We start from the raw sequence: 2,145 nt of genomic DNA, 5'->3' as shown, positions 1-2,145 counted from the left end.
CAGGACGCGCCAACCGCCCTCGTGCGGGCCGGCCGTGAGGGTGCCGTCGAGCGCCTCGACCCGGGCGGCGAGGGCGGCGAGGCCGGTGCCGCCGCCGGTGCGTTCGCCGCGCTCGCGGTGGGTCGTACCGCCTTGGTCCACGACCGACACCTCGATCGCGAGATCCGCACCGCGACCGATGGCCACCGCGACGCGAGGCGTGTCGGGCGCGTGTCGGCGGACGTTGGTGAGGGCTTCGAGCACCACGAAGTACACGGCCTCGTCGACCGCGCGCGGGACGCCGCCGGTCAGTTCGGGGCGCAGGTCGAGTTCGGCCCGGACCCGGCCGCTGCCGGTGAACCGCTCGACCAGGAGCGGGAGATCGGCCGTGCCGTATACCCGAGTCGGCGCCGGCTCGCACCTGTCGTCGGCCGGGTCGTCGGCGTCGCCCCTAAGGGCGTGTACCGTGCGATCCATCGAGTCGAGCGCGCGCAGGCCCGCCGCCTCGATCCGCGCGAGCACCTCGCGCGCACTCGTCTCGTCGTGGTCGTCCATCTGTGCGCCTTGGGCTTCGAGCAGGATCCCGGTCACCTCGTGGGCGACGAAGTCGTGCAGGTCTCGGGCGACTTCGAGGCGCTGCACGCGTCGTGCGTGCGCGACCGCGCGCAGTCGGCGACGGTCCAGGGACCTCAGGTACAGGCCGATTCCCGCCGCGCACGCGGCGGGCAGCAACGCCGACACGCACATCGCGACCGAGGCTTCCCACTTCACGTCGGGCGCGCGCAGGGTGAAGCGCAGTGGCAACACCGCGATCGCCGTGCCCAGTGCCGCGCCGAGCCGGGCCGCCCGCCCGGCCGGCACCCGCCGGACCACACGCTCGGTCAGCAGCCACAGCCCGAGCAGTTCGAACGGCAGCCAGAACCCCGGCGGTTGGTGCGGACCGACGTAGGCCACGTCCACCACGAGCGAGAGCGCCACGACCGCGCCGGTCGCCCGGGCCAGGGTCACCCGGCCCTGCGGCCACCGCACGAGCGCGACGGCGAGCACGATCGCGGCGGATGTCGCGGTGACGATGCCGATCGGCGGCGAGAGCACGAGCGGGATCAGGACCGGCACGACGGCGACGCCCGCCCACCGGTTGCGGCGCCCGATCCGGCTCATCGGCGCGCCGCCGGCGCGTAGCCCATCTCCCACGCGTGCACCGCGATCCCCACCCGGTTGCGAACCGCCAACTTGCGTTGGATCGCGGCCACATGGGTCTTGACCGTGCCGGGCGAGATGAACAACTCGCTCGCGATGTCGGCGTTGGTCTTGCCCTCGGCCACATGGCCCGCAACCTCCATCTCACGCTCGGTGAGCGGGTCCACCGGCGCCGGTCGGGAGGGCACCGGACGGGTCACGTGCCGCAACAGCCGCACGGTGACCGAGGGGCTGATCAACTGGTCGCCGGCCATCGCCGCGCGGATCGCCTCGACGAGCAGTACCGGCCCCGAGCGCTTGAGCAAAAATCCCGACGCCCCGTGCCGAAGCGCGGGATACACGTACTCGTCGAGGTCGAACGTCGTCACCACGACGACCCGTACCGGCACCTCCGCCGCGGGTCCGGCGAGCAGTCGGGTCAGTTCCAGGCCGTCCATGCGCGGCATCCGGATGTCCACGAGCGCGACGTCCGGGCGCAACTCCCGGGCGAGTTCGAGCGCGGCCACCCCGTCGGCGGCCTCGCCGACGACCTCGATGTCCGGTTGGCGGTCCACGATGCGGCGCATGCCGCGGCGCACCATCTCCTGGTCGTCGGCCAGCAACACCCGAATCGTCACGATCGTCGATTCTGCCGGCGCGGCTCGCTCCGCCCGCCCGGCAGCCCCCGACACCGCCGCGTCCTCGGCTGCCGGGCGGCGCGTCAGCGCCCACCGATCGACCGTCGACTCGTGATCGACGACCCCGCGAGGAGAGCAGCCGGAAGCCGCCGGCGCAGCCACCCCCAGCGCGCAACGCGGCAACAGAGGGAGACCGCGCCAAGCGCGGCCCCCCGCGACGTCCACTCGGCCGCCCGTAGGCGCGTCAGCGCCCACCGATCGACCGTCGACTCGTGATCGACGACCCCGCGAGGAGAGCGGCCGAAGACCGCCGGCGGCGCAGCCGCCACCGCGCGCAGCGCGGCAACAG

2 protein-coding genes are annotated in these 2,145 nt (G+C 73.8%); both read right to left on the bottom strand.

All coding sequences use genetic code 11. The annotated features are described in order from the left end of the window. On the bottom strand, positions 1-1,140 hold a 1,140-nt coding region (locus GT354_RS20595; protein ID WP_161357817.1), incomplete at its 3' end, for a histidine kinase. Further along, on the bottom strand, positions 1,137-1,796 hold the full coding sequence (locus tag GT354_RS20590; RefSeq protein WP_161357816.1) for a response regulator transcription factor: 660 nt from the start codon (positions 1,794-1,796) through the stop codon (positions 1,137-1,139). The genes GT354_RS20595 and GT354_RS20590, both read right to left, overlap by 4 nt. Positions 1,797-2,145 lie beyond the last annotated feature (349 nt).

This window comes from Streptomyces sp. SID3343, assembly GCF_009865215.1.
GTDB lineage: Bacteria > Actinomycetota > Actinomycetes > Streptomycetales > Streptomycetaceae > Embleya.
The sequence above is the reverse complement of the archived record's forward strand: the minus strand, read 5'-3'. Positions and strand labels throughout refer to the sequence as shown.